This is a genomic window from Streptomyces reniochalinae, assembly GCF_003323735.1.
GTDB classification, from domain to species: Bacteria; Actinomycetota; Actinomycetes; order Streptomycetales; family Streptomycetaceae; genus Streptomyces; species Streptomyces reniochalinae.
Genome location: NZ_QOIM01000028.1, coordinates 33034 through 59267, shown reverse-complemented (window position 1 = coordinate 59267; position 26234 = coordinate 33034). Strand labels below are relative to the sequence as shown.

Here is a 26234-nt window from a genome sequence, read left to right as displayed (position 1 = left end):
GGGGGTGTGCCACACCACGGTCGCCGACCGCGGCGCGTCGGCGGCGTTCGTGACACGCGGCTCATCGCGCGGCGGTGTCCTGGTGCGCCAGGAAACCGACGACGTGTGCGGCGAGGGTGTCGAGGACGGCGGCGGCTCCCTCGCCGTCACCGAGGACGAGGTAGTTGAGGGTGAGGCCGTCGATCATCGAGGCGAGGTAGCGCACCAGGGTCTCGGGCGGAACGAGGAGCCGCAGCCCGAGGTCCGCGCACAGGTGCTCGATCAGGTCGCGGTTGGCGGCGGCGTACTGCTCGTACTGGCGCCTGGCAAGGTACTCGAAGCCGGGCTGGCGCAGGGCGTACTGGGTGAGTTCGTAGGTGAGCATGTGCTCGTCCGGGTGGGCGAGCACATGGCCCCAGTAGGTGTCGAGCGCGGCCCTGACGCTCTCGTGCATGCCGTCGGTGGGCTGGATGCGTGCGGCGACGGGTGTCACCGAGTGCGCGGTGATCGTCTCCATGACGTCTTCGAACAACGCCTGCTTGGAGTCGAAGCAGTAGTGGAAGACGCTGAGCGAGACGCCGGCCTCCGCGCAGATGGAGCGGGTCGTCGCCCGCGCGACACCGGCGCGGGTCATCACGCGGATGGCCGCTTCCACCAGTTGTCTGCGCCGTTGCGTCGACGGCAGCCGTTCCATGGTCGGCTTCCTCCTCGGGTCCGGGGCGGCTCGCCGCGGACGGCGACGGTGAAAGTCGCGTGGAGACCGTGCGAGAAGCCCGGGGCGGGCTCATGCGGCGGACTTCAACGGGGCGCGGACTGGCTGGATTTGGGCGGCTGGGGACCGAATTGTGCGCGGTGGATACGGGCAGAGAGCAGCTTGAGGGTCCGTCACGCCACCTCGACAGGTCAAGCGTCCGGGACGGTTGACCTGATAATCCGGCGACCGCATTCTGTGCCGGTCACAGGACGCGGCAGGCCGATCTCGCGGCGCGCCCCGTCGAGCAGCGATCGTCTGGAGGAGCGCCAGATGCGAAAACGATGGACCGGCCTGGTCACGGCAGCCTGTCTGGTGGTGACCGCGGCGCCCTCGCTCGCGGTCGCCGCTCCCGCCGCGCCGGAGCGTACTGGCGCGACGTCCTCTCGGGTGACGGACTACTGCGAGGGGCAGTGCCACGACGTCCTGCCGCCCGGCCAGAACGGCTCGGCGACCGCAGCACAGATCATCCTCAACAAGATCACCGGTGCCAAGCCCAAGCACACCGACGACCAGTTGGGCAAGTACGCCGACCTGGTGGACAACTACGCGGGCCTGACCAACGGCAAGCTGAGCACCTTCTTCAACGACGCCTCCTTCGGCGTGCCCGACGACCAGGTGGAGAGCAGCAAGAACCCCGGCGGACGCAAGGACGTCACCATCACCCGGGACACGTCCGGGATCCCGCACATCAAGGGGACGACCCGCGCCGGCACGGAGTACGGGGCCGGATACGCGGCCGGCCAGGACCGGCTGTGGATGATGGACGTCTTCCGGCACATCGGCCGCGGCCGACTGACGTCCTTCGCGGGCGGCGCCGAGGGCAACAGGCAGCTGGAGCAGCAGTTCTACCTGGGCGGCGCGTACAAGGAGAGCGAGCTGAAGGCACAGGTCGACCGGGTACGCGACTCCGGGCCGCGGGGCCGGCAGGCCTACCAGGACGTCACCGCCTACCTCAAGGGGCTCAACCGGTACATCGACGACGCGAAGAAGGGACTGTACTTCCCCGGCGAGTACGACCTGACCGGCAACGCCGACATCCTCACCGGCGAGGGGATCGAGCCGTTCGAGCCCACCGACCTGGTCGCCATCGGCACCGTCATCAGCGCCCTGTTCGGCTCCGGCGGTGGTGAGCAGGTCGCCGCCGCCCTCGTCAAGCAGGCCGCCCAGCACAAGTACGGCAAGGAGAAGGGCGAGAAGGTCTACCGGGCCTTCCGGATGCAGAACGACCCGGAGGCCGACCTCACCCTCCACGACGGCCAGCGGTTCGACTACGCGGCCAGTCCCGAGAACCCGCACGGGGTGGCCATGCCCGACCCCGGCTCGGTGGACAAGCAGCAGGTCGTCTACGACCCCACGGGGTCGGCCGCCGACGGTGCGAAGGCGAAGCGAAGGACCGGCGGCGAGGGAGGCGGTGCCGCCGCCGACGAGGCGCGGGACCGCTCGGACACCGCTCAGGCCAACCTGCGCCACAAGCCGAAGCTGGCCGAGGCGAAGGGCGCGATGTCCGACGGCGTCCTTCCCAAGGACCTCTTCTCGCGCAAGCACGGCATGTCCAACGCCCTCGTGGTCTCCGGCAAGCACACCGACACCGGCAACCCCGTGGCCGTCTTCGGCCCGCAGACCGGCTACTTCGCGCCGCAGCTGCTGATGCTCCAGGAAATCCAGGGCCCGGGCCTCAGCGCCCGCGGCGCCGCCTTCGCCGGGCTCAACCTGTACGTACAGCTCGGGCGCGGCCAGGACTACGCCTGGAGCGCCACGTCGGCCAACCAGAACATGACCGACACCTACGCCCTCGACCTGTGCAACACCGACGGCAGCCCCGCGACGAAGAACTCCACCGCGTACCTGTTCCACGGCACCTGCACGCCGATGGAGAAGCTCGTCCGCAAGAACGCCTGGAGCCCGACCATCGCCGACGGCACGAAGAAGGGCTCGTACAAGCTGGTCGCCCACCGGACGAAGTACGGGGTGGTCCGCTACCGCGCCACCGTCGACGGCAAACCGGTCGCCTACACCACGCTGCGCTCCACCTACCAGCACGAGGTCGACACGCTGATCGGCTTCCAGATGTTCAACGACCCCGAAGCGGTGACGGGTCCCGAGAGCTTCCAGAAGGCGGCCTCGAAGATCGGCTACACCTTCAACTGGTTCTACGCCGACGCCGAGCACACGGCCTACTACAACTCCGGCCTCAACCCGACGCGCAGTCCAAGGGTGGATCCGAACCTGCCCATCCGAGCGAGCGAGAAGACCGAGTGGCGGGGCTGGGACCCGGAGACGAACACGGTCCCGAACACGCCCTTCGGCGAACACCCCAACGACGTCGACCAGGACTACTACGAGTCCTGGAACAACAAGATCGCCAAGGGGTACACGGTGGCCGGCTTCGGCGACGGGCCCGTCTACCGCAGCGATCTCCTCGACAACCGGATCAAGGATCTGATCAGCGACGGCAAGAAGGTCTCGCGCGCCTCCCTGACCCGCGCCATGGAGGACGCGGCGGTCACCGACCTGCGCGGCGAGGCGGTACTGCCCGAACTGCTGAAGGTCATCGACACCGAGAAGGTCACGGACCCCGGGCAGAAGGAGGCCGTCGACGGCCTCCGCAGCTGGCTGGAGGACGGTGCGGAGCGCAAGGAGACCAGTCCGGGCAGCAAGACCTACGCCCACTCCGACGCCGTCCGGCTGATGGACGCCTGGTGGCCGCTGCTGGCCGAGGGCGCGTTCCGTCCCGCCATGGGAGGGGAGCTCTACGACGCACTGACGAACGCGTTGCAGATCGACGAGACGCCCTCCACCCCGGGTGATGGAGTGGCCCACAAGGGCTCGGCCTTCCAGCACGGATGGTGGTCCTCTGTGCACAAGGACCTGCGCAGCGTCCTCGGCGAGAAGGTACCGGGCGCGGCACCCGAGAAGTTCTGCGGCGCGGGTGACGTGGCGCAGTGCCGCGCGACGCTGCTGAGCACGCTCGCCGAGGCCGCGCAAACCCCGGCGGAGCAGACGTACCCGGGCGACGACGTGTGCGAGGCGGGCGACCAGTGGTGTGCCGACTCCATCCAGCAGCGTCCGCTGGGCGGCATCACCGACGATCTGACCAACTGGCAGAACCGCCCGACCTACCAGCAGGTGGTGCAGTTCCCCGCACACCGGTGAGCCGGCGCGGCGAGTGAGAAGGGCGGCACGGCAGTGGAGGGGTACCGGCAGGTCCGGTGCCCCTCCACGCGCGTCCGCCCCGGGTGCGGGCCGCGGATCGGGCCGACACGTCCTCCGGGCGCGGCATGGCTGACCCGGGAACGGGTACCGGTGGCCGGCGAGTACCCTGCGGTGACGGGTGAGTACCCCGCGGTGACGTCGGCGGGTGCGGCCGGGAGGCCGGCGGGACGAGGAGGAGTACCGGAAGGCAGGCCACGGTCTGCGCGGCCGTCCGCGCGAGCCTTCGCGCGGTGTGTGCCGACAAGGAGGCTCGAGACGATGACAGGCGTGCGGCTGGGTGTGCTGGACGTGGGGTCGAACACCGTCCGGCTGGAGATCGCGGACGCGGACGGCGCGGCGCCTCTCCCCCTCCACACGGTCAAGTACCCGCTGCGGCTGGCCGACGACGTGGCCGAGGACGGTCAGCTGCCGGGTGACGCGGTCGCCCGGCTGGTCGAAGCGGCAGCCGCGGCGCGGGACGAGGCCAGCAGGTGGGGGGTGCGCCGGCTGATGGCGTTCGCCACGGCCATCGTGCGCCACGCGCCCAACCGCGAACAGGTGCTGCGGACCGTGCGCGACGAGGCGGGGATCGACCTGAAGGTGATGTCCGGTGACCGGGAGGCGGAACTGACGTTCCTGGCGGCCCGCCGCTGGATGGGCTGGCGCGCCGGTTCCCTCGTCCTGATCGACATCGGCGGCGGATCCCTCGAGGTGGCCTTCGGACGCACCGGGCTCCCTGACTTCGCCGTGTCCTTGCCGCTGGGGGCCCGTCACCTGACGCGCGAGCACTTCGGGGCGGCGGACCCGCCCGCCCGCGGGGCGGTCAAGGCGCTGCGCCGCCAGGTCAGGCACCAGCTCCGCGACGTGGCCGCCCGGATCCGCTGGGAGGAACCGCACACGGCCGTGGCCACCTCCCGCACCTTCCAGCAACTGGCCCGGCTGTGCGGGGCCGCGCCGGGGCGCAAAGGCCCGTTCGTGCGACGTACGTTGGACCGCGGCCGGCTCGGGCGGCAGATCGGGACGCTGGCCGAGCTGCCCGCGGCCGAACGCGCCCGTCTTCCCGGGGTCTCACCGGCCCGCGCCGGCCAGATCCTGGCGGGCGCCGTGACCGCGCACGCCGCGATGGGTCTCCTCGGCCTGGAGCAGTTGCTCATCTGCCCGTGGGCGCTGCGTGAAGGCGTACTCCTGGAACATCTGGAGGGCCCAGGGCCCCTCACCGCGGGCGAACCGGAAGGCGGAGTGCCGCACGAGAGGCGCGCGGACGGCCCGCCCGCACCGGCCAGCGCGGTCAGAGGCGGGCACGTGGGCGACGACGCGCGCGCGTACCAGAGGGCTCACCCGTGAGTGGCCGGGTGGCCGGATCGGGGCGGGCCGCGAAGACGGCGCGCCGATGGGTGACATGCAACGGCGCACGGTGGGCAGATGTCGTGACACAGTCGTGACCTGGGCCAGCCGGAACGCGTATGGAGGCGAAGCCATGATGGTGACCGGTCTTACGGACAGCGGGAGCATCGAGGCCGGGGCAGCCGGTCCTTCCTTCCCGCTCGGGGATCCGGCCCTGGTCTCTCCCCGGGACGCGCGCACGCTGACGCGGGACTTCCTCGCCCGCCTGGACTCCCTGGAGGAGGGCACCCGCGAGTACAGCTACGTGCGGGACACGCTGATCGAGATGAACCTGTCCCTGGTGCGCTACGCCGCCTCCAGGTTCCGCTCCAGCGGCGAGGAGATGGACGACATCGTCCAGGTCGGCACCATCGGGCTCATCAAGGCGATCGACCGCTTCCAGGTCTCCCGCGAACTGGCCTTCACCACCTTCGCCGTGCCCTACATCGTCGGAGAGATCAAGCGCTTCTTCCGCGACACCACCTGGGCCGTCCACGTCCCCCGCCGCTTGCAGGAAGCCCGCGCCCAACTCGTGCGCGCCGCCGAGGAACTGCGCTCCCGGCTCGACCGCGAACCGACGGTCGCCGAACTGGCCGCGCTCATGTCACTGCCGGAAAGCGAGGTCGTCGAGGCGCAGAAGGCCTCCAACGGCTACACCACCTCCTCCCTCGACACCACCTCGACCGGTGACGACGACACCGCCCTCGCCCACCGCATCGGCTCACCCGACCCCGCACTCGAACTGGTCGAGGACTTCCACACCCTCGCCCCTCTCATCTCCGCCCTCGACAAACGCGACCGGAAACTCCTCCACTACCGCTTCGTCGACGAGCTCACCCAGACGGAGATCGGAGAGCGCCTCGGGGTCACCCAGATGCACGTCTCCCGCCTCCTGAACCGGCTCCTGGGCCGCCTCCGCGACGGCATGACGCCCGCCGGGGAGCCGGCCCCACAGCGGCCGGAGCAGACCTGCACGGCGGCGCCGGACGCCCCGGAGGCTTGGGCCCCGCCGCCGCCCGCCCCGCGGGGGAAGCCGGTCCCCTCCTCCGACACGCCACCCGCCGCGAGCGCCGGGGACGACGGAGACCTGGTGGACCTGCGCCAGGTCCCCGCGCACCTGCCCGACACCACGCTGGCGGCGCTGCGCTGGGCACGCGCCAACGATCCCGCCTTCCCCGCCGCGTCGGGCAAGCGCGGCAACGCGCTGCTCTACGGCCTCGGTGACCTGCGGCACTGGGCGGCCAACCGGCCCCGCGCCGGGGCCTCGGGCGGACACCGGCGCGCCTGAGCCGGCAGCCGTGCCGCAGGCCCCTCCTTGGCAGTTCGGTGACCGGCGGCGCCTGGCCACGGGCCCGCACCGTGCTCCGGGCACATGCATACGCGCTCCCGCGGCAGGGCACCCGGCGACCGCCGTACGACGCGACGTGCGGCGGAACGTACGAGCGAACGCACGGCGGAATCGCCGGCCCCGGAAGGGAGCACGCACGTGAACGAGCACGAGAAGGCCCCGCGCACCGCCGCGCAAGAGACGGAAGAGGAGGTACGGGAGGCGCTGACCCACGTCGAGGAGGACGACGAGCACACCGGCGAGGCGGGGGACGCGTTGCGCCCCGATCGTGAGGCCCAGGAGCAGGCGTACGGCGAGCCGGACGACTGAACTCGCCGCATCCCCGCGGCTCAGGCGCCGACGGTCCCGTCGACGCCCTCACGCAGAAGATCCGCGTGTCCGTTGTGGCGGCCGTACTCCAGCAGCACGTGCACCATCACCATCCGCAGTGACACGTCCGCGCTCCATCTCGGCTGGTGCCCGGCCTGGTCCAGGGACGCGGCCTCCCGCTCGATACGGCGCGAGTGCGCCACCTCAGCGTCCCAGGCGGCGAACGCCTCGCTTCTCGTGGACGCACTCGCGTCATACGCCGCCTGGAAGTCGGTCTCGTCGGACCAGACCATGGGCGCGTCGTTGTCCTCGAACACCCGGCGGAACCAGGCGCGCTCCACCTCGGCCATGTGCCGCACGAGACCGAGCAGCGACAGCGTGGACGGCGGCATCGACCGCTGCCGCAGTTCGTCGTCCGTCAGCCCCTCGCACTTCATGGCGAGGGTCGCGCGATGGTAGTCGAGGAAGGCCCGCAGCGTGGCGCGTTCGTCTGCGGAACGGGGTGGTGCTGTACGCGTCTGGCTGGTCACTGGCCACGCTCCTCATCCGCGCCTGCGTCGAGGCTCCCGTCTCCTGCCACGGAGGCCACAAGCACCGCTCCGGTCGCGGCGCCCAAGCCCCGGCCCATAACGCGGCGTTCTGAGAGAACGGTATTACCCGCGTCTCCTCGACGTCCGGAATCCTGGACCCGTATTCCCCTGGCCTCCACGCGCCGGGGCGAGGCGCGTCTTCGGAATCGAGGAACCCTGCGGATCAGAAGAGTACCCGGTACCGCTCCTGGATACGGTCGGCCGCCGGCGTCTGACCCCGGACCCCGCCGCCGGCGCCTCTCACGGCGTTCGGGTGTGCGGGGCGACCAGGTCGCGGGTGAGGAGGGCCACGTAGAGGCAGGCACGGGACTCGGGGTCCTCCAGGTCCACGCCGAGCAGGCGCTCGATCGCGGCGATCCGGGTGTACAGCGTCGGCCTGCTCAGCCGGGTGCGCCGCGCCAGAGCGTTCTTGTTGCCGTTCACCGCCAGGTAGTCGCGCAGGAGGCCGAGCAGTCCCGGACCGTTGCGTGCCTCGTCCTCCAGGATCCGGTACAGCTCCGTCTCGGCGAACGCCTGGAGGTGCCGGTTGTCCCGCAGCAGGGACAAGAGCCCGCGCAGCCGCAGGTCCGCGCTGCGGTGGAAGGGCCGCTCCGCGCCGTCCATCCCGGCGGCGACCTCCGCGATGTGGGCGGCCTCCGGCAGCCGGCGCGCGGCGGCGAGGAGCGAGGAAGCGCCGTGCCCGACGCCGATGCGCCGGTGCTGTCCGGCCCCGTGCTGCCCCGAGCCGGGAAGCTGCTGGTCCAGCAGCCCGGCGAAGCGCTCCAGCAGCCGGTCCTCCTGCGTCGGCCCCGCGCAGGAGAACAGCACGCGGATCTCGCCGGTGTGGTTCGCGGTGACCAGGGCGGAGATACCGGCGGCCTTGGCGGCGCGGACGACGGCCTCCAGGTGGCGCCGGTCGCGGCGCTGGACGTCGAGCGGGTCGGCGGCCGGCGGGTGGGCGAAGCGCAGCGCCAGCGGAAGGTAGCGGGCCCCCGGGCGCAGTCCGACCGCCTCGGCGCGGGCCAGCGCCTCCGGCTCCGCGGACACGCGGCCTTCCGCGAGGTCGTTGAGGAGCCCGCCTTGGGCCCTTCGCTCGACGTCGGCCTGGTCCTGCTCGGCCATCAGCCGCAGCGACAGCGCCTGGGCCGCCCGTTCGAGCACCATCCGCACCCTGGGCGCGAGGCCGCCGTCCGTTCCCCGGGCGTCCGGCATGACGAGCCGGCCCCACACCCGCTGGTGCACGACGACGGGTGTGTGCAGCCAGTCCTCGCCGCCGCCGACGCCGGTGCGGTCCAGCTCCGGCGCCAGCCGGGACCGCCTCTCCCAGCCGGTCAGCAGATCGACGGTGGAGCCGCCGGGGCCGGGAGTGGAGGCGAGCACGCGGTGGGCGACGTCCTCGAAGACGACGGCCGTGCCGGAGAGCGCGGCGGCGCGTCCCACGACGGTCTCCAGCGCGGCGTGTTCGAGGCTCAGCGTGGTGAACGCCTCGTGCGTGCGCTGGGCGAACTTGAGCTCCTCGTAGTGCTCGTTGACGATCTGGCTGTGCACGGCCTCGGTCACATCCACGAACCGCACCTCCTGCCGCAGGAGGATCACGGGGAACCGCAGTCCTTCGGCGGCCCGCGCGAGGGCCTCCGCCCAGTCCGGGCCGTCTGCGTCCAGACGCTCCGCGCCCAGGCCGCTTCCGCCACCCGGCGGGCGGCTCTCGCCGCCCCGCGGCCGCTCGTCCGCCCCCGTCTCGCCGCCGCTCGCGGGGCCCACGGCCTCGATCACCACACCTGCCGCCCCCGCCGCGTCCAGCCGGGCGAGGTAGGCGGACAGGGCCGGCTCGTCCCGGGCCCCGGCGGGCCCCTCAGCGGTGGTGAGGACGAGCTCGCCGCCGCGCAGCAGCCCCGTCAGGTCGGAAAGCTGGCTCACGTGCACCCACCTCACTGGCCTGGCGAGGCGCTCGGCACCGGCGACGACCTGCGGGGAACCCGCACGCAGTGGCTCCAGAGCGAGGACGTCACGGACGGAGAGAGGCATTGCCACAGTGTAAAAGAACGCCCGCACTCTCTTACGCTGTGCAGGGCACCGGCAGCCTCCTCGGCGCCCATAGTGGCCAGTGCGGCCGCGGAGAGTCCCGGCCGTACGGGCTGGGAGGTCCTGGATGAGCACGAGTGTCACGACGGTTCCGCACTGGGTCGGCGGCGCGGAGTTCCTGCCCGCCGCCTCCCGCACGAGCGAGGTCTTCGACCCGGCGACCGGCGAGACCACCAAGAACGTGGCGCTGGCGACCGAGGACGACGTCGCGGCGGCGGTCGCCGCGGCCCGTGCGGCCTTCCCGGCCTGGCGCGACACCTCGCTGGCGAAGCGCACCCAGGTGCTCTTCGCGTTCCGGGAGCTGCTCAACGCCCGCAAGGGCGAGCTGGCGGACATCATCACCGCGGAGCACGGCAAGGTGCTCGACGACGCGCTGGGCGAGGTCACCCGCGGCCTGGAGGTCGTGGAGTTCGCCTGCGGCATCGCGCACCTGATGAAGGGCGGGATGACGGAGAACGCCTCCACGAAGGTGGATGTGGCGTCCATTCGGCAGCCGCTGGGCCCGGTCGCGGTCATCAGCCCGTTCAACTTCCCGGCCATGGTGCCGATGTGGTTCTTCCCCGTGGCCGTCGCTACGGGCAACACGGTGCTCCTCAAGCCGTCCGAGAAGGACCCGTCGGCCGCCAACTGGCTCGCGGCGCTGTGGGCCGAGGCGGGGCTGCCCGACGGTGTCTTCAACGTCGTCCACGGCGACAAGACGGCCGTGGACGCGCTGTGCGACCACCCGGACGTCAAGGCGGTGTCCTTCGTCGGCTCCACGCCGATCGCACGGTACGTCTACGAGCGCGGCACCGCGGCCGGCAAGCGCGCACAGGCGCTGGGCGGCGCGAAGAACCACATGGTCGTCCTGCCCGACGCGGACCTGGACGTGGCCGCCGACGCGGCCGTCAACGCGGGCTTCGGCTCGGCCGGTGAACGCTGCATGGCCGTCAGCGCCCTCGTCGCCGTCGGGGACATCGCCGACGAGATGGTGGCGAAGATCGCCGCGCGCGCCACGGCGCTGCGTACCGGCGACGGGCGGCGGGGCTGCGACATGGGCCCGCTCGTCACGGGCGCCCACCGGGACAAGGTCGCCTCCTACGTGCAGGCCGGTGCCGAGCAGGGCGCCACCCTCGTCGTGGACGGCCGCGAGGTGCAGGCCGACGGCGGCACCGAGGGCTTCTGGCTCGGGCCGACCCTCATCGACCACGTGACGCCGGACATGTCCGTCTACACGGACGAGGTCTTCGGCCCGCTGCTGTCGGTGCTGCGCGTCGAGACCTACGACGAGGCGCTGGAGCTGATCAACGCCAACCCGTACGGCAACGGCACCGCCATCTTCACCAACGACGGCGGCGCGGCCCGCAGGTTCCACAACGAGGTCGAGGTCGGCATGGTGGGCATCAACGTGCCGGTGCCGGTCCCCATGGCCTACTACTCCTTCGGCGGCTGGAAGAGCTCCCTGTTCGGTGACACCCACGCGCACGGTGCCGAGGGCGTGCACTTCTACACGCGCGGCAAGGTCATCACCTCGCGCTGGCTCGACCCGAGCCACGGCGGCATCGACCTCGGCTTCCCGCAGAACGTCTGACACCTCTCGCGGAAAGAGAGCACCCGCATGACCGAGCCCCTCATCGACACCGCCGCCGCGGCACGCGCGTACGAACTCGACCGCGCCCACGTCTTCCACTCCTGGTCGGCCCAGGCCCGGATCGACCCCATGGTGGTCTCCGCGGCACGCGGCAGCTACGTCTGGGACGGCGAGGGCACCAGGTATCTGGACTTCTCCAGCCAGCTGGTCAACACCAACATCGGGCACCAGCACCCCCGCGTGGTCGAGGCCGTCAAGGCGCAGGCCGACCGGCTGTGCACCATCGCGCCGCAGCACGTCAACGACCAGCGCTCGGAGGCCGCCCGGCTCATCGCCGAGCTGACCCCCGGCACGCTCGACAAGGTGTTCTTCACCAATGGCGGCGCCGACGCCGTCGAGCACGCCGTGCGCATGGCCCGCCTGCACACCGGGCGCTACAAGGTGCTCTCCGCCTACCGCTCGTACCACGGCGGCACGAGCACGGCCATCAACCTCACCGGTGACCCGCGCCGCTGGCCCAACGACTACGGGACCGCCGGCACCGTCCACTTCTTCGGCCCCTTCCCCTACCGCTCCCCCTTCCACTCCAGCAGCCCCGAGGAGGAGACCGAGCGGGCGCTGCGGCACCTGGAAGAGGTCATCGCCTTCGAGGGACCCGGCTCCTTCGCCGCGATCGTGCTGGAGTCCGTGCCGGGTACGGCGGGCATCATGCCGCCGCCGCCCGGCTACCTGGCAGGCGTGCGGGCGCTGGCCGACCGGTACGGCATCGTCTTCGTCGCGGACGAGGTCATGGCCGGTTTCGGGCGCACAGGACGGTGGTTCGCCATCGAGCGCGACGGCGTCGTCCCCGACCTGATGACCTTCGCGAAGGGCGTCAACTCCGGCTACGTGCCGCTGGGCGGCGTCGCGCTGGGCGACCGGATCGCCGACACCTTCGCCGAGAGGCCCTTCCCGGGCGGGCTGACGTACTCGGGTCACCCGCTGGCCACCGCGGCGGCCGTCGCCACGATCAACGTCATGAAGGACGAGGGCGTGGTGGAGAACGCGGATCTGATCGGCGAGACCGTGCTGGGTCCGGGGCTGCGCGAGCTGGCGGAGCGCCACCCCTGCGTCGGCGAGGTGCGGGGCATGGGCGTCTTCTGGGCCCTGGACCTGGTCAGCGACCGGGCGACGAAGGAGCCGCTGGCCCCCTACGGCGGCACCAGCACCGCCATGACGGAGCTGGTCGCCGCCTGCAAGGCCGGCGGGATGATCCCGATGACCAACTACCACCGTCTGCACGTCGTACCGCCGTGCACCCTCAGCGCCGACGAGGCGCGGGAGGGACTGGAGGCCCTGGACAAGGCGCTCACCGTGGCCGACCGCCACACGGTGGACGGCTGATCCGGACGCCGCCGGCGGCAGGCCGCCCTTCACGGCCGGGCGGCCGCCCGCTCCGGGCGCCTTACGCCCCCAGGAGGCTTCCACCGCCGGCCGGCTGTCACGGCCGGCGGTCGGCCCGGCCCGGGGGACCGGTCTCCTTTCTCCACGGGCCGACGCCGAGCTTGCCCGTCGTTCCGAGGACGAGTTCGGGCGTCACCATGACGGGCACCGGCCTTCGCGCGCCTCGGTCCGCCTCCGTACGGGAGGGAGTGCCGCACCGTCCGCCCGGTCCCCGCAGGGCCCACTGTCCGCTCCGTGGTCGACATCGCCTCTCCCGACGCCGGAACGAACGTGAACGTGACGGCGTGGGCGAGGGGTTCGGTGCCGGGTTGGTGATCCGGTACCGGGCCGAGAGGGCGGTGTGGTGGCAGCCGGGAGCGGTACCGCATGCCGGTGATCTCCACTCCGCCCCGCTCGGGCCCCGCGGGGTTTCCGCAGGCCGCGGGCGGGAGGCGGCACGCATCGGATCGCCCGGCCAGGAGCGCGCCCAGCCGAGCGTGGCGCAGGCCACGAAGGTCCGTCACAGAATCACCACAAGAGGTGACAACGGTGATCTCCTTCCGCTGCGCGCCCACGAATGGCTGAATGCACGCGAGAGAGGCCGGGACACGCTGTAGTTGCCCGCGAGCACCGCTGGGCGCGTCCCACGTGCGAGGGCGACGCGCCGCGCTTCATCCCGCGCTTTTGGCCGCGCGCCCGGCGAACGGTCCCCAACGGGCATCAGGACACGGGAAGAGGGCGGAAGGTGGCAGTACACACGGAGGCGACGGAGGCACACACGCCTCACGAGCCTCGGCAGCGGAAGCCCGGCAACGTCGTGGTCGCGTGGCTCACCACGACGGACCACAAGAAGATCGGCTCGCTCTACATGATCAGCGCGTTCGTCTTCTTCCTGCTGGGCGGGCTGATGGCGCTGTTCATGCGGGCCGAGCTGGCACGCCCCGGCACGCAGGTGCTCTCCAACGAGCAGTACAACCAGGCCTTCACGATGCACGGCACCGTGATGATGCTCTTCTTCGCCACGCCCCTGTTCGCCGGATTCGCCAACGCCATCATGCCGTTGCAGATCGGCTCCCCCGACGTGGCCTTCCCCCGGCTGAACATGCTCTCCTACTGGCTGTACCTGTTCGGCGCGCTCATCGCCATCGCCGGTTTCCTCGCCCCGCAGGGCGCCGCAGACTTCGGCTGGTTCGCCTATACCCCGCTCTCCGACGCCATCCGCTCCCCCGGTATGGGCGCCGACCTGTGGGTGATGGGCCTGGCGCTCTCCGGCTTCGGAACGATCCTGGGCGCCGTCAACTTCGCGACGACCATCATCTGCATGCGCGCCCCGGGACTGACCATGTTCCGCATGTCGATCTTCAGCTGGAACGTCCTGCTCACCAGCGTCCTGGTGCTCATGGCCTTCCCCGTGCTGGCCGCCGCGCTGTTCGCGCTGGAGGCCGACCGCAAGTTCGGCGCGAACGTCTACAGCGCCGAGAACGGCGGCCCGCTGCTGTGGCAGCACCTCTTCTGGTTCTTCGGCCACCCCGAGGTCTACATCATCGCGCTGCCGTTCTTCGGCATCGTCTCCGAGATCATCCCCGTCTTCGCACGCAAGCCGATGTTCGGATACGTCGGCCTGATCGGGGCCACCATCGCCATCGCCGGGCTGTCCGTCACCGTGTGGGCCCACCACATGTTCGTGACCGGGGGCGTGCTGCTTCCGTTCTTCTCCTTCCTCTCGTTCCTGATCGCGGTGCCGACCGGTGTGAAGTTCTTCAACTGGATCGGCACCATGTGGAAGGGGTCACTCTCCTTCGAGACGCCCATGCTGTGGACCACGGGGTTCCTGGTGACCTTCCTCTTCGGCGGGCTGACGGGCGTGCTGCTGGCCTCCCCGCCGATGGACTTCCACGTCTCCGACTCCTACTTCGTGGTCGCGCACTTCCACTACGTCGTCTTCGGCACGGTCGTCTTCGCCATGTTCGCCGGCTTCTACTTCTGGTGGCCGAAGTTCACCGGCAAGATGCTCGACGAGTACTGGGGGAAGGTCCACTTCTGGCTCCTGTTCGTCGGGTTCCACCTGACGTTCCTGGTCCAGCACTGGCTCGGCGCGGAAGGCATGCCCCGCCGGTACGCCGACTATCTGGACGCCGACGGGTTCACCGCGCTCAACACCCTCTCCACCATCGGCGCCTTCCTGCTCGGCGCCTCGACGCTGCCGTTCCTGTTCAACGTGTGGAAGACCGCCAGGACCGCGCCCCTCGTGCACGAGGACGACCCGTGGGGCTACGGGCGCTCCCTCGAATGGGCCACCTCTTGTCCGCCCCCGCGGCACAACTTCGTGGCACTGCCCCGCGTACGCTCCGAGTCGCCCGCCTTCGACTTCCACCACCCCGAGGTCTCCCAACTGGACCAGGCGGAGTGGGCGGGCCGCCGCGACGCCGTCGAACCCGGCGCGGGCGTCGCACCCCCGCTCGGCCGCGACCGGGACAGGGAATGAGACCGGTGCGGGCCACTGCCCCCGCCGCGCGGCAGACCGCGGCGGACATCAACCGGATCGAGGGATATCTGCTGCTCCAGGCCGAGCGCGGCGAGGCCGAGGCACAGGCCGAAGCCTTCGCGGCGCGCATGCCCTGGCTCACCACGGGGCAGCGGGACGAGGTCGTGCGCCTCTACACCGCGGACCGGATGGCCCTCACCCGTCGCGTGCTGCACGGCCTCACCGAGCGCTGCGCCGAACTGCGCGAGGAGTACAGCGCCCGCTACCTCCACCTGCGGCGCCGCGTCCTGGCCCGCGCGACGCTCGTGCTGCTGCTCGCCATCGCGCTGGTCACCTGTGTCTGCTTTCTCGTCCGGCTCCCGTGAGACATGGGGCGTGCGCCACGGCACCGGCGGCCTGTCGTCAGTTCGTCGGCGCGGCCGGCGGTGCGGTGCCCCTGAGGGAGGGGTGGTTGCGAGCGGAGCGCAGCAGGGTGGCGGCGCCGCGGACGGCCGCGGTGTGCGGTGCGGGAACCGCCGTGACACGGACGCCCAGTCCCTCGGCCAGGCGCGGGGTGATGCCCGGAGACAGCGCGCCGCCCCCGGCCAGCACGACACCGCGCCGGAGGGCGTCCGAGGTGTGGGAGGTGCCGTCCTGCTCGCGCATCGCCCCGACCATGGTGACCACCGCGTCGATCAACTGGGTCGCGGTGGTCGCCCCGTCGAGGTCGCCGGTGCCCAGCGCGGCACGGCGGGCGTCGAACACCGCGCCCTGGGCCAGCAGCACCGCTTCGGTGAGATGGGCGCCGATGTCCACGACGAGCAGGGGGCGTGCCAGGTCGGCCCCGGCGGCCAGTGCGACGGCCCGTGCGGTGGGGATGGTCAGCACGGTGCGCGGCCGCAGGACCTCGACCGCGGTGCGCGCGTCGGCGCGGTAGGCCACCCCGCCCAGCACCGGGGCGGTCAGCACGACCAGGGGACGGCCGAAGCGGGGCAGTCGGCGGCTGAGCATGCGGTCGAGCAGCCGGGCCGTTCCCGCCGTGTCCACGATGGTGCCCCGCTGGATGGGCCGGACGGCCGAGGCACCGGGGAAGGTGACCGTGGGCACGTCGAGAACGCGTTGCCGCCCCGCCACCAGCGCACGGGTACGGGCGCTGCCCAGATCGAGGGCGACACCCGAGCACCGCAGGCACAGCGGCCAGACGCTGCCGGGCCCTGTGGCCGGTACCCGGTGCGAGGCGGTCATCGGTCCCCCCTCCGTACCTGCTGGCAGCGGCCGCAGTAGCGGGCCTGCGGCACGATCATCAAACGTTCCAGCGCGATGGCGCGCCTGCACAGGTGGCAGGCCCCGTAGCTGCCCTCCTCCATCCGGCGCAGAGCCGCCTCCACATCGACGAGAACCATCCGGGCGCAGGCGGCGAGCTGGCGGCGGACCTCGGCCTGTGCCGCCACCTGCCGTCCCGGCCGCGTGCCCTGCCAGGCCGCGGGGGTCACCGCGAGCCGGCGCAGCTGCTCGCGCCGGAAGAGCCGCTGCTCGCGCAGGTTCTCCGCGAGCGTCGCCAGGTCGTCCGCTCGGAAGGCGGGCCGACGGTCGTCGATGGATGTGTTGTGCACCACGTCACCCCTTGGACAGGGCGGAGAGTCATCGGAAGGGCAGAGCGTCGGAGAAGGAGAAGCGGTCAGTTCGCACGGCCCTGGCAGCCGACGCAGAAACGGACGTAGGGGAGGATCTCAAGACGCTCGGCCGGAATGGTCTTCGCACAGGCCATGCAGGTCCCGTAGGTACCGGCGTGCACCCTTCCGAAGGCGGCTTCGATCTCCGCCAGCACGCGCTCGATGGCCTCCTTCTGCACGGAACCGAGGTGCGCGTCCGCGTCGGAGCCGGCCGCGTCGAGAGCCTTCAGCTGGGTGAGGCGTGCGTTGCGCTCGTGCTCGAGGCGCTGGCCGGCCTCCTGTGCGGTGAGCCGTGCGGCAGCGGCGGGCCGGGCTGTCTCGAACGACATGGCGGTTCCTTGTCTGCGGGTGGGGCGTGGCGCCCGGTCGGTGCTGCGGCACTGCTGTGCCGCCATTCCACAGTGGCCGATGAGGACGGAAAGTCCCATGGGGCGCGGCACCCATATCCGCTGCGCAGAAGGACCCATCTCCACCGGCCCAGGCCGCGGGGCGCGCGCGCCGGCGGCCCTGAGCCGGGGCCATCGGTGCAGGTCCGGCGGGCGCCGGGGGCCTACGGCCGAGCACTCCGTGCGGGTGGGCGTGCTCCGTGCCCGCACCGCGATGGCGGATAGTGGGTGCCGTACCAGCGAAGAAGGAGGCGTGAGCCCGGTGTCCCTGTTCTGGCGAATCTTCGCCCTCAATGCCGTGGTGCTCGGCACCGCCACGGCGTTGCTGCTGTGGGCCCCCGTGACCGTCTCCGTTCCCGTGGTGCTGACCGAGGCTCTGATCCTGCTGGGTGGCCTGGCCGTGATGCTGGTCGCCAACGCGGCGCTGCTGCGTGTCGGACTGGCCCCGCTGGACCGGCTGACCCGGCTGATGGCGACCGTCGACCTGCTGCGGCCGGGACAGCGGCTGCCCGTTCCCGGGCCCGGCGGGATCGCCGAGCTGATCCGCGCCTTCAACGCGATGCTCGACCGGCTGGAGAGCGAGCGCGCGACCAGCAGCGCCCGCGCCCTCGTGGCGCAGGAGAGCGAACGGCGCCGGATCGCGCAGGAACTCCACGACGAGGTCGGCCAGAGCATGACCGCCGTGCTGCTGGAGCTCAAGCGGGCGGCGGACCGCGCGCCCGAACCGCTGCGCGAGGACCTGCTGCTGGCGCAGGAGACCACGAGGGACAGCCTGGACGAGGTCCGCCGGCTGGCACGCAGGCTGCGCCCCGGGGTTCTGGAGGACCTCGGTCTGGTCAGCGCCCTGACCTCCCTCGCCACCGATTTCGCCACCCACACCGGGCTGGATGTGAAGCGCCGTCTGGCCACCGATCTGCCGCCGCTGGACTGGGAGACGGAACTGGTCCTCTACCGCATCGCCCAGGAGGGTCTGACCAACGTGGCCCGCCACTCAGGGGCCGACCGCGCCGAGGTGGCCGTGGACCGTACGGAGGAGACGGTCGTCCTCTCCGTCACCGACAACGGCCGCGGTATGGGCGTGGCCACCGAAGGCGCGGGCATCCGCGGAATGCGGGAGCGTGCCCTGCTCATCGGCTCCGGCCTGGACATCACCCCCGCCCCCGACGGCGGGACCCGGATCCGGCTGACCGTCCCCACGACAGGAAAGCGCCCCGCCCATGTCTGACACCCCGGTCCGGATCCTCCTCGCCGACGACCACACCCTCGTCCGCCGCGGGGTGCGCCTGATTCTGGACGGCGAGCCCGGCCTGAAGGTCGTGGCCGAGGCGGGTGACGGGGCCGAGGCCCTCGCCGTGGCGCGCACCGAGGAGTTCGACCTCGCGGTGCTCGACGTCGCCATGCCCCGGATGACCGGGCTACAGGCGGCACGGGAGCTGTCCGCGCTCAAGCCGGGCGTACGGACGCTGATGCTGACGATGCACGACAACGAGCAGTACTTCTTCCAGGCGCTGAAGGCCGGAGCCTCGGGCTACGTCCTCAAGTCGGTCGCCGACCGCGACCTGGTCGCCGCCTGCCGTGCCGCGATGCGCGACGAGCCATTCGTCTACCCGGGCGCCGTGACCGCCCTCATCCGCACCTATCTCGAACACGTCCGCCGTGGCGACGAATCGCCCGACCAGGTGCTCACGGCACGGGAGGAGGAGGTCCTCAAGCTGGTCGCGGAAGGACACTCCTCCAAGGAGATCGCCGCACTGCTGTTCATCAGCGTCAAGACGGTGCAGCGACATCGGGCGAACCTGCTGCACAAGCTGGGTCTGCGCGACCGCCTGGAGCTCACCCGCTACGCCATCAGGTGCGGCCTGATCGAGCCCTGAGCCGCCGGTGCCGCCGCGCGTACGCCCCACGGGCCGCGGCGTGCGGCACACGATCCGACATCACCGTGCGAGTCCGCTGCGAGGGAGGGGGCGGGGAATGAGCCGAACGCCGCGCCCCGCGCCACCGCGTGGCCGTGCCTGCCGGGTGCGGGCACTCCTCGCCCTGTTCGCGGCTTTCCTGGCGCTCTGGGCGGGCCTGGCCGGCGACGCCGGTACGGGGAACGGGCCGTGGTCCGCCCCTGTCGCGCCCGCCTCCGCCACGTCGGCCTTCGCTGTCACCGCCACCTCGTCCACCTCTTCGGCCTCACCGGCCGCCTCGGTCCCGTCCGAGTCTTCGATCTCCCCGGCCGCCCTGCTCCCATCCGAGCTTCCTGCCTCTCCGGCCACCTCCGCCTTCACCGTCCCCTCGGCCTCGCCCGTCGAGGAGGCGTGCACGCAGCCGGATGAGGAGTGCGCGGCCCCGCGCGCCGCCCCGGCGTGGGCCCACTCCGCCGGCGGCAGGGAGCGGCCGAACTCCCCGCCCCATCCGGCGGCCGCGCTCCCCTCAGCGCCCCTGATCCGCCCCGCCCCCCTCAACCCGTGGCCGACGTCCTGCGCCGGTGACGTACCGGACGGAGAACAGCAGCCCACGCAGCGGGGCCGCAGCCCTCCCCCTCCTCCAGGCATCTGAGCCCTTCGCTCTTTTCACCTTCCTCACCTTCTTGAGATTCGTTCTTTCCTCCTGCCGCTGCGCCCCTGCCGTGGCCGCGGCACGCCTGTTGGAGATCCCTGTGACGCGTTCCCTGCGCGTGAGGGCGTTGTGCGCACTCGCCGTGCTCGCTCTCTCCGTTTTCATCGCCGCCACCGTGCCGGTCCGCCTCGGACTCGACCTGCGGGGCGGCACCCAGATCGTTCTGGAAACCCGCTCGACCCCCACGACGGCCGCCGACAGCGAGGCGACCGACCGCACCGTGGAAGTGCTGCGGGGCCGCATCGACGCCCTCGGCGTCACCGAACCCACGCTCACCCGGTCCGGGGACAACCGGATCATCGTCGAACTGCCCGGGGTGCAGGACCCCGAGAAGGCGACCGAGGTGCTGGGCCGTACCGCACAGCTGACCTTCCACGAGGTGCTCGGCGCCGCGGAGAAGACCGACAAGGGCACGCAGAAGGGCAAGGAGCGCGGCCCCCACCGCGAGCGGGTACTCAAGGACGACTCCGGCGAGCCCCTGCGCCTGGCGGCTGCCTCGCTGACCGGAGAGGACGTCAAGAGCGCCGACGCCCGCATCGACCAGCAGCGCGGCACGGGGTGGCACGTCACCGTCGACTTCGAGGGCAAGGGCCGTGACGGGTGGGCCGAGCTGACCGGTCAGGCGGCCTGCCGGCAGCCCGGCGACCCCGCGCGCCGGGTGGCGATCGTCCTCGACGACAAGGTCATCTCCTCGCCGCAGGTCGACCCGTCCGTCACCTGCCGTACCGGCATCACCGGCGGCTCCACCGAGATCACGGGACGGTTCAGCCACGAGGAGGCTCGCGAGTTGGCCCTCCTCATCAACGGCGGGGCCCTGCCCGTGCCGGTCGAGACCGTCGAACAGCGCACCGTCGGCCCCACCCTGGGTGCGGAAGCCATCGAAGCCAGCGCGTGGGCCGCCGTCGTCGGCACCGGGCTGACCGCCCTGTTCGTCGTCGCCGTCTACCGCCTCATGGGGGCGCTGGCCGTCGTGGCACTGGCCTGCTACGGCCTGCTGTCCTACGCCGCGCTGGCCGGTCTCGGGGCCACCTTGACCCTGCCGGGACTGGCCGGGTTCGTGCTGGCGATCGGCATGGCCGTGGACGCCAACGTCCTCGTGTTCGAGCGAGCCAGGGAGGAGTACACGGCCCGTCGCAGGCCCAGCATCCGGACCTCCCTCGCGGCCGGCTTCCGCAACGCGTTCAGCGCGATCGCCGACTCCAACATCACCACCCTCATCGCCGCGGGCCTGCTGTTCTTCCTGGCCTCCGGGCCGGTACGCGGCTTCGGAGTCACCCTGGGCATCGGCGTCCTCGCGTCCATGTTCAGCGCCCTGGTGATCACGCGGGTGCTCGCCGAGTTCGCGGCCTCGCGCCGCGTGCTGCGGCAGCGTCCCCGGCTGTCGGGCATCGCGGGGGCCGGAGCGGTGCGGGCCCGGCTGCTGCGCCGCAACCCGCACCTGATGCGCCACCCGCGGCGGTGGCTGGCCGCCTCCGCGGCCGCCGTCCTGCTCGCCACCTCGGGCATCGCCGTGCGCGGCCTGGACCTGGGCGTCGAGTTCACCGGAGGACGCCTCATCGAGTACACCACCACCGACCCCGTCGACCCGGACCGGGCGCGAGCCGCCCTCGCCGACGCCGGCTTCCCGCGCGCGGTCGTCCAGTCCTCCGGGGACGACAACCTCACGGTGCGCACGGACGAACTGACCAACGCGGAGGAGGACCAGGTCACCGAGACGGTGAGCGGCCTGGCCGGACAGGCGGAGAAACTGCGCGACGAGGTGGTCGGGCCCAGCATCGGCGAGGAACTGCGCCAAGGAGCGCTCATCGCCCTGACGGTGGCCCTGGGCTCGCAACTCCTCTACCTCGCGGCACGCTTCCGCTGGCTGCTCGGCTCGGCGGCGGTGGTCGCCATGGCGCACGACGTCCTCGTGCTCGTCGGGATCTTCGCCTGGCTCGGCAAACCACTCGACGGGGTGTTCCTGGCCGCGCTCCTCACCGTCATCGGTTACTCCGTCAACGACTCCATCGTCGTCTTCGACCGGCTCAGGGAGCTGGGCAGGGGACGCCGCACCGTGCCCTTCCCCGAGCTGGCGAACCAAGCGGTCCTGCAAACACTGCCCCGCACCGTCAACACCGGTCTCGGCGCGGTGTTCATCCTCTCCGCGCTGGCCGTCCTGGGCGGCGACTCCCTCACCGACTTCGCCCTGGCGCTGCTCATCGGGATCGTCGTCGGCACCTGGTCGTCCGTCTTCACCGCCACCCCCCTGGCGGTGACGCTCACCGGCGACACCGCCAAGAAGCCCCGCACGGCGAAGCCGGTGCGGCGCTCCTGAGCCCGCCCGGCATGCCGCACCGCGCCTCCCCGCTCCGGCAGAGCGCCCCGACGGGCGCTCTGCCGGGCGGGAGAGGCGCGGCGGGTACTGCCGGGTCTCTCACACCTCCAGGTTCGCCTCGATCCGGCGCAACTGGTGCCGCGCCATGGCCAGGTTGGACTTGCCCGCGTCCAGGGCGATGTAGAGGAACAGTCCGTTGCCGCTCTTGGCTCTCAGCAGGCGGATCAGGTGGTACTGCGTGCCGAGGGTGATCAGGATGTCCTCGATCTCGTCCTGGAGTCCGAGGTGTTCCATCGTGCGCAGCTTGGCGCGTACGACGTCCGTGTTCCCGGCCGCGGCGACCTCCAGGTCGAAGTTCTTGCCGCCGCCGACGGTTCCCAGGGCCATGCCGCTGGTGTAGTCGACCAGGGCCACCCCGATCGCGCCGTCGATGCTGCCCATCGCTTCCTTGAGGGAGGCTTCGGTGTTGGCCATGACGCTGTGCCGCCTTTCGTCGGGTGGGTGGTGCGGTTCGCGGGTAGTGGTGCGGTTGGCCCGCATGTCACGGCGGCGACGGAGGGTTCCGCCTGCGCCGTTCGAGCGGTGGCCTGCGGGACTCGTCCTCGGGAGAGTCGCGGGCGACGACGGCGCCACCGGCCGAAGCCGGGGGCGAGGCCGCCGGCAAAGGCGGTGAGTGCCGGGAGGCGGCGAGAGTCGCAGCGATGCGCCCCGCGGTCCGCCGGCCCTCCAGATGCAGGCGGCCGACGTTGGCACGGTCGTCCGCGAGGAGCGTGAGCACGGCGGAAGGGCCCGCCGCGTACGTGGCGACATACCCCAGCTCCCCGTGGATCAGCAGCTCACGGAAGGCACCGCGGCCCGTCGCCTCGTTCATCCGGAAGGCCAGCCCCAGCGCGGCGGCGGTCAAAGCGGCCAGCGGCTCCGCGTCGGGCCGCAGCGCGGCCTGGCCGTCGTGGCCCGTTTGGGCGGTCCGCGCTGTCCGTACGGGACCGAGCGCCTCGGCGAGGACGAACCCGTCCACGGTGGCGGCCAACGCCCCGCCGATCTGCGGAACTCTGGCCAGCAGCCCGTGCAACTCCTCGCTCACGCCCGGCTCCGCCGCCACGAGCACTCTCCTTTCGGCACGCTGCCGGAACCTGCTGATCACAGCGCCTCCAGTGCGTCCCTGAGCCGGCGCAGCAGCGCGACGTCCGGGTCGGGGAACACGGCGGGCGGCGACACGTCGGCCCCCTCCCCCGGGTCGGCCGAGTACGGGTCAGCCGTCGCAGCCGAGGGCGGGTCAGGTGTCGTGGCCGGAGACGGGTCGCCCAGCGTGGCCGGGGGCGAGTCGCCCAGCGTGGCCGGGGGCGCGTCGGCCACCGTGGCGTGCGGGGGGACGTTCGCCGGGGACGGCGGCGGGGTCGCCTCCGGTAACCGGACGGGCGCGGGCTCGACGGGCCGAGCCGGGGTGTCCGTGCCGGCCAGGGCCCCGGCGCGCTGCGGTACGACCAGCCCGGCGGCCGCCAGCCTGCGCAGGTCCATGAGGGTGTGGAAGGCGGGCCGACCCAGGGCCCGCGCCATGTCGGTGGCGTTGCGCACGCCGTCGGCCAGTTCCAGCACCGCGAGGCGGCGCGCGGGCACCGGCACGGCCGAGCCGCCCGCCGCCGTGCGCACCGGCGCCCCGGACGTGCCCGGTCCCGTGAAGGGTCGGGCCGCTGCCGCGGTCGGTACGGGCGGCAGGACGTCCAGGCGCGCGTCGGGCCAGACGCGGTCGAGAAGCGCCCGGCGGCGTACCGTCTCCCGCTCCGCTGCCGCGAGCGTCACGGAACCGGCACCGGCACCGGCACCGGCACCGGCACCGGCTGCGATGCCCTCCAGCCAGTGCCGCACCCCCTTGCGGAAGCGCCCGGGCCCGCCCGCGGACTCCAGCACGAAGAACGCGGCGTCGTACAGCGCGAGGCGTGCGCACAGCTCCAGCATCCCGCCCGGCACGCGGCCCGCCTCGACGAGGCACCGGATCGCGTGGGTGTCCGCATCGGCCGGCGGGACGAGATTCGCGGAAACGGCATCCGTAGGGGCCGTGGGGTGATGCCGACCTGCGCGGGAGGACACCCCGGCGGCCGCCAGCAGGAGTTCGAGCGCGGGCGCCGCCGGACTCTCCGCGTGTGCGACCCGCCCCTCGACCAGGAAGAGGGTGCCTCCTGCCCGCGTGAAAGCGCCGGTTGCCCGCTCCTGGGCGAGCCGGCGCAGCATCGACGGGGCGCCGGCGTGGGACTCGACGTCGCGCGGAGAGACGTCCTGGGCGGGGCGCGCCGGGGCGCGCCGCTCCTCGGGGGTGGGGACGGCGCCCGTACGGGGGGCCTGGGCCGGACGGGGGCGAGGGGGACGCTGCTGTCCTGGCTCGGGCGGCACCCTCAGCAGGGGTGCGGCCGCGGGGCCGAGGACGGGGACGGGCAGCGGAACGGCGTACCGCATCAGAGCACCATCCGATCCGCTATCTCCCCGAGCCGGATGCGGGCCAGTGCGAGGTTCCCCTCGTCGCGGGCGAGCCACAGGTGGAGGAAGACGGTGCCTTCGAGCGCGCCGGTGACGAACCGCAGCAGGTGGTAGCTGTCGCGGTTCGTCGCGATGACGTCCTCGACGGCCGGTGCGCCGCCCAGGTGTTGCGGGGGCGGTGCGGTGGGTTGGGCGAGCGGTCCGAACGAGCGGTTCTCGGCGACCATGCGGGCCAGTTCGGCCGTCTCGCAGGCGGCCGCCTCGTGGTCGCCGCCGGGCGCGTCCCCCGCGACCCCGAGCGCCAGCCCGCTGATCCAGTCGACGACGGCGGCACTGCGCGCACCGGGTAAGCGCATCACCTCGAGCAGGCATGCGTCGATTCCGGACACGCTGGTACCCCCTCCCCGGCACGGCACGGCACGGCACGGCACGGCACGGCACACGAACGACGGTTGGTACCGCCCGGACACGGACGGTGAGGCTGACGCTACGCATTCGCATGCCAGGGGTCGTGCGTTCCGGCAAATTCCACTGGAACATGCCAGGAGTACACGCATAATGACCGGCGCCGTTTCGGAACTGACCGCTCCGTGAATGAATTTGAACGCTTCGGCGAACGGCGAGCCCACCCCGCACGGACGGGGGCCGACGCGCGCCGCAGGCCCCGCCGGGGCGCGCACAGCACACCGCCGCGAACACGTGCCCCCCTTGCACGTGTTCGAAAGTGTGGCAGGCTGCCCGGTCACATGCCCAATGCGGGCCGCTCCCGGAGCCGTTGACGCCCCGGAGGCGGGACCGCACCGTCGAGAGGACCCCCATGCGTGCTCTTCGCGCTCCTCTGGCTGCCACCCTCGGTACCGCGACGCTGCTGGCGCTGGCCCAGGCGCCGGTGGCGGCGATGCCGCTCAGCCCTGATTCCCCCCACTCCCCCGCGGCCTCCCCCTACGCCGCGCCCGACGACTACTACAACGACGCCGAGGGCAAGACGGGCCCGGAGCTCAAGACGGCGCTGCACGGCATCATCAAAGAGTCCGAGACGCTCTCCTACGACCAGGTGTGGGACGCGCTCAAGGCCACCGACCAGGACCCGGCCGACTCCTCAAAGGTCGTCCTCCTCTACTCCGGCCGCTCGCAGAGCGCCGACGACAACGGCGGAGGAGCCGACCAGTGGAACCGCGAACACGTGTGGGCCAAGTCCCACGGCGACTTCGGGACCTCGCCGGGCCCCGGCACGGACGTCCACCACCTGCGCCCCACGGACGTCAGCGTGAACAGCGAGCGCGGCAACAAGGACTTCGACGAGGGAGGCGAGGAAGTCGGCGAGGCGCCGGGCAACTTCACCGACGGCGACTCGTTCGAGCCGCGTGACGAGGTCAAGGGCGACGTGGCCCGCATGGTGCTGTACATGGCCGTCCGCTATGACGGCGACGACTCCCACCCCGACCTGGAACCCAACGACAAGGTGGACAACGGCTCAGCGCCCAACCTGGGGCGCCTGTCCGTACTGAAGCAGTGGAGCGAGCAGGACCCGCCGGACGACTTCGAGAAGCGGCGCAACGACGTCATATACGACCAGTTCCAGCACAACCGCAACCCGTTCGTCGACCACCCGGAGTGGGTCGGCGACGTGTGGTCGTAGAGCGCCTCTCGTCGGAGGCGACGGCCGGCCTGAGCGGACCGCGGGGTGCCCGAGTCGAGGGCTCCGGCGGTCCG

Annotated in this window: 21 protein-coding genes and 2 pseudogenes; 13 read left to right on the top strand and 10 right to left on the bottom strand. The window is 72.1% G+C overall.

Going from position 1 to position 26234, the window contains the following annotated elements:
* Positions 1-61 precede the first annotated feature (61 nt).
* Complete coding sequence (locus DQ392_RS09695) at positions 62-673, bottom strand: TetR/AcrR family transcriptional regulator (protein WP_114015140.1); 612 nt, start codon at positions 671-673, stop codon at positions 62-64.
* Between the two features lie 330 nt (positions 674-1003).
* On the opposite strand from DQ392_RS09695, the gene DQ392_RS09690 reads away from it, so the two are divergent.
* The 4 genes and pseudogenes from DQ392_RS09690 to DQ392_RS34400 all read left to right on the top strand — a co-directional run bounded on the left by DQ392_RS09690 (position 1004) and on the right by DQ392_RS34400 (position 6965).
* Positions 1004-3886, top strand: coding sequence for a penicillin acylase family protein (locus DQ392_RS09690; RefSeq protein ID WP_114015139.1), 2883 nt, complete (start codon positions 1004-1006; stop codon positions 3884-3886).
* Positions 3887-4213: 327 nt separating this feature from the next.
* A complete protein-coding gene (locus DQ392_RS09685; RefSeq protein WP_114015306.1) occupies positions 4214-5269 on the top strand; it encodes a Ppx/GppA family phosphatase in 1056 nt (351 codons plus the stop codon).
* A 133-nt stretch (positions 5270-5402) separates the two neighbouring features.
* Positions 5403-6236 (top strand): annotated as a pseudogene (locus DQ392_RS09680) (SigB/SigF/SigG family RNA polymerase sigma factor); the annotation flags it as partial.
* 558 nt (positions 6237-6794) lie between these two features.
* Positions 6795-6965, top strand: a complete 171-nt coding sequence (locus DQ392_RS34400; protein WP_181856355.1) for a hypothetical protein — start codon at positions 6795-6797, stop codon at positions 6963-6965.
* Between the two features lie 20 nt (positions 6966-6985).
* Here the strand turns inward: DQ392_RS34400 and DQ392_RS09675 are convergent, their stop codons facing one another.
* Both DQ392_RS09675 and DQ392_RS09670 read right to left on the bottom strand, forming a co-directional pair.
* Complete coding sequence (locus tag DQ392_RS09675; protein WP_114015137.1) at positions 6986-7495, bottom strand: DinB family protein; 510 nt, start codon at positions 7493-7495, stop codon at positions 6986-6988.
* A gap of 300 nt (positions 7496-7795) precedes the next feature.
* Complete coding sequence (locus tag DQ392_RS09670) at positions 7796-9559, bottom strand: PucR family transcriptional regulator (RefSeq protein ID WP_114015136.1); 1764 nt, start codon at positions 9557-9559, stop codon at positions 7796-7798.
* Positions 9560-9683: 124 nt separating this feature from the next.
* Here DQ392_RS09670 and DQ392_RS09665 point away from each other — a divergent pair, with 124 nt between their 5' ends.
* The 4 genes and pseudogenes from DQ392_RS09665 to DQ392_RS09645 all read left to right on the top strand — a co-directional run bounded on the left by DQ392_RS09665 (position 9684) and on the right by DQ392_RS09645 (position 15458).
* Positions 9684-11186, top strand: coding sequence for a CoA-acylating methylmalonate-semialdehyde dehydrogenase (locus tag DQ392_RS09665; RefSeq protein ID WP_114015135.1), 1503 nt, complete (start codon positions 9684-9686; stop codon positions 11184-11186).
* A 27-nt stretch (positions 11187-11213) separates the two neighbouring features.
* A complete protein-coding gene (locus DQ392_RS09660; RefSeq protein WP_114015134.1) occupies positions 11214-12569 on the top strand; it encodes an aspartate aminotransferase family protein in 1356 nt (451 codons plus the stop codon).
* Positions 12570-13401: 832 nt separating this feature from the next.
* Positions 13402-15093, top strand: a pseudogene (ctaD, locus tag DQ392_RS09650) (aa3-type cytochrome oxidase subunit I); the annotation flags it as partial.
* Positions 15090-15458: a hypothetical protein gene (locus DQ392_RS09645; RefSeq protein WP_114015132.1), complete on the top strand. Its 369-nt coding sequence runs from the start codon at positions 15090-15092 to the stop codon at positions 15456-15458. The pseudogene ctaD and the gene DQ392_RS09645, both read left to right, overlap by 4 nt.
* Before the next feature lie 37 nt (positions 15459-15495).
* Here DQ392_RS09645 and DQ392_RS09640 read toward each other — a convergent pair whose 3' ends face one another.
* The 3 genes from DQ392_RS09640 to DQ392_RS09630 all read right to left on the bottom strand — a co-directional run bounded on the left by DQ392_RS09640 (position 15496) and on the right by DQ392_RS09630 (position 17074).
* Entirely contained in the window at positions 15496-16317 is an 822-nt protein-coding gene (locus DQ392_RS09640; protein ID WP_114015131.1) for a rod shape-determining protein, read from the bottom strand.
* Positions 16314-16688, bottom strand: coding sequence for a TraR/DksA family transcriptional regulator (locus DQ392_RS09635; protein ID WP_114015130.1), 375 nt, complete (start codon positions 16686-16688; stop codon positions 16314-16316). The genes DQ392_RS09640 and DQ392_RS09635 overlap by 4 nt, the downstream gene beginning before the upstream one ends.
* 62 nt (positions 16689-16750) lie before the next feature.
* Positions 16751-17074 (bottom strand): TraR/DksA C4-type zinc finger protein, encoded by a 324-nt coding sequence (locus DQ392_RS09630; protein ID WP_114015129.1) that lies wholly within the window; start codon positions 17072-17074, stop codon positions 16751-16753.
* Positions 17075-17393: 319 nt separating this feature from the next.
* Here DQ392_RS09630 and DQ392_RS09625 point away from each other — a divergent pair, with 319 nt between their 5' ends.
* The 4 genes from DQ392_RS09625 (at position 17394) to secD (ending at position 22049) form a co-directional block, all read left to right on the top strand.
* Positions 17394-18356 (top strand): HAMP domain-containing sensor histidine kinase, encoded by a 963-nt coding sequence (locus DQ392_RS09625; RefSeq protein ID WP_114015128.1) that lies wholly within the window; start codon positions 17394-17396, stop codon positions 18354-18356.
* On the top strand, positions 18349-19005 hold the full coding sequence (locus tag DQ392_RS09620) for a response regulator (protein ID WP_114015127.1): 657 nt from the start codon (positions 18349-18351) through the stop codon (positions 19003-19005). The genes DQ392_RS09625 and DQ392_RS09620 overlap by 8 nt, the downstream gene beginning before the upstream one ends.
* Positions 19006-19102: 97 nt before the next feature.
* On the top strand, positions 19103-19675 hold the full coding sequence (locus DQ392_RS09615; protein ID WP_147266510.1) for a hypothetical protein: 573 nt from the start codon (positions 19103-19105) through the stop codon (positions 19673-19675).
* Positions 19676-19775: 100 nt separating this feature from the next.
* Positions 19776-22049 carry a protein translocase subunit SecD gene (gene secD / locus DQ392_RS09610; protein WP_114015125.1) on the top strand — a complete coding sequence of 758 codons (2274 nt, stop codon included), beginning with the start codon at positions 19776-19778 and terminating at the stop codon, positions 22047-22049.
* A 99-nt stretch (positions 22050-22148) separates the two neighbouring features.
* On the opposite strand, the gene DQ392_RS09605 is transcribed toward secD, so the two are convergent.
* The 4 genes from DQ392_RS09605 to DQ392_RS09590 all read right to left on the bottom strand — a co-directional run bounded on the left by DQ392_RS09605 (position 22149) and on the right by DQ392_RS09590 (position 24910).
* Complete coding sequence (locus tag DQ392_RS09605; protein ID WP_114015305.1) at positions 22149-22523, bottom strand: hypothetical protein; 375 nt, start codon at positions 22521-22523, stop codon at positions 22149-22151.
* Between the two features lie 67 nt (positions 22524-22590).
* The gene (locus DQ392_RS09600) at positions 22591-23151 is read right to left on the bottom strand and encodes a roadblock/LC7 domain-containing protein (protein ID WP_245981286.1); all 561 of its coding nucleotides are present in this window, start codon (positions 23149-23151) and stop codon (positions 22591-22593) included.
* Positions 23152-23189: 38 nt separating this feature from the next.
* Complete coding sequence (locus tag DQ392_RS09595; RefSeq protein ID WP_114015123.1) at positions 23190-24500, bottom strand: hypothetical protein; 1311 nt, start codon at positions 24498-24500, stop codon at positions 23190-23192.
* Positions 24500-24910 carry a hypothetical protein gene (locus tag DQ392_RS09590; RefSeq protein ID WP_114015122.1) on the bottom strand — a complete coding sequence of 137 codons (411 nt, stop codon included), beginning with the start codon at positions 24908-24910 and terminating at the stop codon, positions 24500-24502. The genes DQ392_RS09595 and DQ392_RS09590 overlap by 1 nt, the downstream gene beginning before the upstream one ends.
* A gap of 428 nt (positions 24911-25338) precedes the next feature.
* Here DQ392_RS09590 and DQ392_RS09585 point away from each other — a divergent pair, with 428 nt between their 5' ends.
* Positions 25339-26160 (top strand): endonuclease I family protein, encoded by an 822-nt coding sequence (locus DQ392_RS09585; RefSeq protein ID WP_114015121.1) that lies wholly within the window; start codon positions 25339-25341, stop codon positions 26158-26160.
* Positions 26161-26234: the final 74 nt, after the last annotated feature.

Excerpts from the sequence above, each read along its gene's own strand:
- DQ392_RS09695 (WP_114015140.1), bottom strand. The coding sequence starts at position 673 with ATGGAACGGCTGCCGTCGACGCAACGGCGCAGACAACTGGTGGAAGCG.
- DQ392_RS09690 (WP_114015139.1), top strand. The coding sequence starts at position 1,004 with ATGCGAAAACGATGGACCGGCCTGGTCACGGCAGCCTGTCTGGTGGTG.
- DQ392_RS09670 (WP_114015136.1), bottom strand. The coding sequence starts at position 9,559 with ATGCCTCTCTCCGTCCGTGACGTCCTCGCTCTGGAGCCACTGCGTGCG.
- DQ392_RS09665 (WP_114015135.1), top strand. The coding sequence starts at position 9,684 with ATGAGCACGAGTGTCACGACGGTTCCGCACTGGGTCGGCGGCGCGGAG.
- DQ392_RS09660 (WP_114015134.1), top strand. The coding sequence starts at position 11,214 with ATGACCGAGCCCCTCATCGACACCGCCGCCGCGGCACGCGCGTACGAA.
- DQ392_RS09645 (WP_114015132.1), top strand. The coding sequence starts at position 15,090 with ATGAGACCGGTGCGGGCCACTGCCCCCGCCGCGCGGCAGACCGCGGCG.
- DQ392_RS09640 (WP_114015131.1), bottom strand. The coding sequence starts at position 16,317 with ATGACCGCCTCGCACCGGGTACCGGCCACAGGGCCCGGCAGCGTCTGG.
- DQ392_RS09630 (WP_114015129.1), bottom strand. The coding sequence starts at position 17,074 with ATGTCGTTCGAGACAGCCCGGCCCGCCGCTGCCGCACGGCTCACCGCA.
- DQ392_RS09620 (WP_114015127.1), top strand. The coding sequence starts at position 18,349 with ATGTCTGACACCCCGGTCCGGATCCTCCTCGCCGACGACCACACCCTC.
- DQ392_RS09615 (WP_147266510.1), top strand. The coding sequence starts at position 19,103 with ATGAGCCGAACGCCGCGCCCCGCGCCACCGCGTGGCCGTGCCTGCCGG.
- DQ392_RS09605 (WP_114015305.1), bottom strand. The coding sequence starts at position 22,523 with ATGGCCAACACCGAAGCCTCCCTCAAGGAAGCGATGGGCAGCATCGAC.
- DQ392_RS09595 (WP_114015123.1), bottom strand. The coding sequence starts at position 24,500 with ATGCGGTACGCCGTTCCGCTGCCCGTCCCCGTCCTCGGCCCCGCGGCC.
- DQ392_RS09585 (WP_114015121.1), top strand. The coding sequence starts at position 25,339 with ATGCGTGCTCTTCGCGCTCCTCTGGCTGCCACCCTCGGTACCGCGACG.